3 protein-coding genes are annotated in these 4219 nt (G+C 67.5%); all 3 read right to left on the reverse strand.

Features of this window, described 5'->3' with window-relative positions; genetic code table 11:
- Window positions 1-179: 179 nt before the first annotated feature.
- A complete protein-coding gene (locus tag LAO51_20065) occupies window positions 180-473 on the reverse strand; it encodes a type II toxin-antitoxin system RelE/ParE family toxin (protein ID MBZ5641042.1) in 294 nt (97 codons plus the stop codon).
- A gap of 204 nt (window positions 474-677) precedes the next feature.
- Complete coding sequence (locus LAO51_20070; GenBank protein ID MBZ5641043.1) at window positions 678-1637, reverse strand: NAD(P)H-binding protein; 960 nt, start codon at window positions 1635-1637, stop codon at window positions 678-680.
- Between the two features lie 63 nt (window positions 1638-1700).
- Window positions 1701-4219 (reverse strand): excinuclease ABC subunit UvrA (gene uvrA / locus LAO51_20075; protein ID MBZ5641044.1); only part of this gene is annotated, 2519 nt, incomplete at its 5' end.

Here is a 4219-nt window from a genome sequence, read left to right on the forward strand (position 1 = left end):
GCTACGGCATCCTGAACACGTACGACCGGGTCACGAACGGCGCTCAGACCGGCACGGCGACGCATTCCTGAAGCGATGGACACCCGCGGTGACGGAACGGTGACTTGGTACGCGGTGCACACACAGCCGCGGCGCGAGGCGCGACAGATCGTCCTTGACTTCTGAGAGCGCCACCTTTTTCATCGCCGTTCACCCACTTCTGACAACCAGGCATCGGCGTCGGTCTTGCTCACGATCGCAAGGATTTCGACGGTGCGCCCGGATACGTCATAGAACACCCTGACCTCATCAACCCGCAGCCGAAACTGCGGCTTCGAGACGCCCCGAAGGCGCTTAATCCGACTCTTGCTGGTCTTGGTCGGCTCGTGCCGCAGGTGCATCTCGAGCGCTTCCTTGACCGCCACGCGAACGTGGGACCTGAGCCTCTTTAGGTCCCTGGCCGCCTCCGGTGCCAGCTCGATCTCGTAACGCATTCTGGCTATATTATGGCCAGATCTGGGTACCCCGTCAAGCGCAGTGTTTCCGGTGCCCAACCTGTCTTTCGGGCCAACTTCGTTATCACGTAAAGCCGGTCACCTTTCTGGTTTCATGCGCCTTCGTGAACTTCAGCCGCGTCTCCTTCTCCGCGGTACTCGATCCACCGAGGGGATCACGATCGGGAGCGTCGCCGGCTCGGGCTACGCTCGGCGGCGCAGATCCTCATAGCTCCTCAGGCGGTCGCGGCGCCTCGCGAGCTCGCTCGAGTACCGTCGGCCCAGGGTGTCCCGGTGCTCGAAGGCCCAGCGACACAGAGCAGTCCTCCCCGCTGGTGGTGAATCGGTCACGAGCAGATTCTGCATGAGGCCGGCCACCTCCTCGCGGGTGACGACGACGTCGCCCACCAGCGCGCCGAGGAGACGCGCCACCGCGACTCCGAGACCCGGAGGAATGCTGATCACGGGACGGCGACGTCCGATCGCGTCGCCGATCAGTCCCACGAGCTCGCGGTACGTGAACGTCTCGGGACCGATGGCATCGACGACGGTGTCGCCGGACAACATCGCCGAGTCCACGGCGAGCTGCGCGAGGTCGTCCACGAAGATCGGCTGGAGCTTGTAGTGGCCGTCGCCGAAGACGCCGAAGATCGGGAAGCGCCGGAGCATCCATGCGATGTTGTTGATCAGGATGTCCTCCTCGCCGAACAGCACCGCCGGTCGGAGGATCGCGTAGGACATCCCCGAGGCGCGCAGGGCCTCTTCCAGCTCGGCCTTGCCCCGAAAATAAGGAAGGGGCGACCGGGCGGACGGATGGGTGATGCTGACGTGCACGATCCGCGAGACCTGGGCTCGACTCGCCGCTTCGAACAGCCGCAGCGTGTTCCTCACGGCCTGCGCATGAGTGAAATCCGCGTGGTCGAACCGCACCCAGTAGGTGTTGACGAGGACCCGCGCGCCCTCGAGGGATCGAACCAGCGCCTCCGGGTCGTCGAAGTTGTAGGGATGCACCTCGACCGATTCGGCGAAGGGGTTGTCACGCCGAGGGGAGTTCGTGAGCGTCCGAACGCGCGCGCCGGCGGCCAGGAGGCGCGCCGTGATGTACTTCCCCGAGTACCCGAACGCACCCGTGACGGCGATGCAATCCGACGCTCTTTTCGTCACGCCATCTCCAGGTCGAATCTCGGCGACCTGGCTTCCGGGGAGGACCGCAGCCCCCCCGCGCCCTCACGCCTCCGCGGCGACCCTCCCCCGTCCGAGGATCTTCCTCAGGAACGCGCCCGTCCGCGACTCCTTCACCCGAGCCACCGCCTCCGGCGGTCCCTCCGCGACGAGCCGGCCCCCGCCGTCGCCTCCCTCCGGCCCGAGGTCGAGCACCCAGTCCGCGGTCTTGATCACGTCCAGGTTGTGCTCGATGACGACCACCGTGTTCCCCTGGTCCACGAGGCGATTGAGCACGGTCAGGAGCTTCTTGATGTCGTCGAAATGGAGGCCCGTGGTGGGCTCGTCGAGGAGGTACAGCGTGCGCCCCGTCGCGCGGCGCGACAGCTCTTTCGAGAGCTTGATGCGCTGCGCCTCGCCGCCCGAGAGCGTCGTCGCCTGCTGCCCGAGGCGGATGTAGCCGAGGCCGACGTCGTACAGGGTCTGGAGCTTCTCCCGGATCGACGGGACCGCCTCGAAGAACGGGAGGGCCTGGTGGACGGTCATCTCCAGGACCTCGGAGATGTTCTTCCCCTTGTACAGGACCTCGAGGGTCTCGCGGTTGTACCTGAGGCCGTGGCACGTGTCGCACGTGACGTACACGTCCGGGAGGAAGTGCATCTCGATCCTCGTGACCCCGTCCCCCTCGCAGGCCTCGCAGCGGCCGCCGCGGACGTTGAACGAGAAGCGTCCCGGCTTGTAGCCGCGCGCGCGGGCCTCGGGGACCATCGAGAACATCTCCCGGATCGGGGTGAACAGCCCGACGTAGGTCGCGGGGTTCGATCGCGGCGTCCGGCCGATCGGCGACTGGTCGATGTCGATGACCTTGTCGATCCACTCGACGCCTCGGAGCGCGCGGTGGGCGCCGGGCTCGGCGTGCGCGTCGTGGAGGGCGTGGGCCAGTGCCCGGTGCAGGATCTCGTTGACCAGGGTGCTCTTCCCCGAGCCCGACACGCCGGTGACGCAGGTGAACAGCTTCAGAGGGAACTTCGCGGTGATGTCCTTGAGGTTGTGCTCCGTGGCGCCGGCGACCGTGATCGCCTTCCCGTCGGGGCGGCGGCGCGAGGGCGGGATCTCGAGGCGCTCACGTCCGGAAAGGTAGGCGCCGGTCAGCGACGTCGGGTGCTCCGCCACCTTGTCCGGCGGGCCCGCGACCACCACCTCGCCTCCCATCTCCCCCGCCCCGGGGCCGAGGTCCACCACCCAGTCGGCGCTCCTGATCGTCTCCTCGTCGTGCTCGACGACGATCACCGTGTTCCCCAGGTCGCGCATGGCAATCAGGGTGTCGAGGAGGCGGCGGTTGTCGCGCTGGTGCAGGCCAATGGACGGCTCGTCGAGGATGTAGAGCACGCCGGTCAGGCGCGAGCCGATCTGGGTCGCGAGGCGGATCCGCTGCCCCTCGCCTCCCGAGAGCGTGGCGGCGCCGCGGTCCAGCGTGAGGTACCCGAGGCCGACGTTGTTCAGGAACCCCAGGCGCTCCCGGATCTCCTTCAAGATCGGCCCGGCCACCGCCTGCTGGCGCGCCGAGAATTCGAGGCCGGCGTAGAACTTCAGCGCGACCCCGACCGATTGCGCGGTGTGCTCCGAGATGTTCTTCCCCGCGATCTTGACCGCGAGGCTCTCGGGCCTTAGGCGTGCCCCGCGGCAGGCGGGGCACGGGTGGACCGACATGAGCTTCTCCAGCTCCTCGCGCCGCGACTCGGACTCGGTTTCGCGATACCGCCGCTCCAGGGTCGGCAGGATCCCGTCCCAGGTGCGCCTCCACTGGTAGTCGCTGCGGGTGCCCTTCCACCGGAACTCGAACTCACGATCCCCCGCCCCGTCCCAGAGCACCTTCTTGAACGCCGCCGAGAGCTTCCGGTAGGGGGTCGAGGGAGACACCTTGAAGGCGCGGAAGAGGCTCGACTCCAGGATCTGCCACCAGTTGCCGTCCCCCCATCCGAGGGCGCCTTCCCTCAGGCTCTTGCTCTCGTCGAGCACGATCAGCTCCCGGTCGAAGGACTGCTTGATCCCGAGGCCGTCGCATCCCGTGCAGGCGCCGTAGGGGGAGTTGAACGAGAACATCCGCGGCGCCAGCTCGGGGACGGAGATCCCGCAGTCCGCGCACGAGAGGTGGCGGGAATAGAGGAGGTCCCGCTTCCCGTCGACGTCGACCACGACGAGGCCTTCCGCCGCGTCGAGTGCGGTCTCGACCGAGTCCGTGAGCCGTCCCTTCAGGTCCCCGCGGATCTGGAGCCGGTCCACGACGATCTCGATCGTGTGCTTCTTCTGCTTGTCGAGGTCGATCTCGTCGCCGAGGTCGCGCACGGCGCCGTCGACCCGGGCGCGCACGAACCCCTTCTGCGCGGCCTCCCGAAGCTCCTTCTTGTAGGTCCCCTTCCGGCCGCGCACGATCGGGGCCAGCACCTGGATCCGCGTCCCCTCGGGGAGCGCCAGGACCGAGTCGACGATCTGCTGCACGGTCTGGGAGAAGATCGGCTTCCCGCAGTTGTGGCAGTACGGCTCGCCTGCGCGCGCGAAGAGGACCCTGAGGTAGTCGTAGACCT

It is taken from the genome of Terriglobia bacterium (assembly GCA_020073205.1).
Taxonomy (GTDB): domain Bacteria; phylum Acidobacteriota; class Polarisedimenticolia; order Polarisedimenticolales; family JAIQFR01; genus JAIQFR01.

What these genes read in the sequence shown, in the direction of transcription:
- LAO51_20065 (MBZ5641042.1), bottom strand. Translation starts at nt 473, where the DNA reads ATGCGTTACGAGATCGAGCTGGCACCGGAGGCGGCCAGGGACCTAAAG.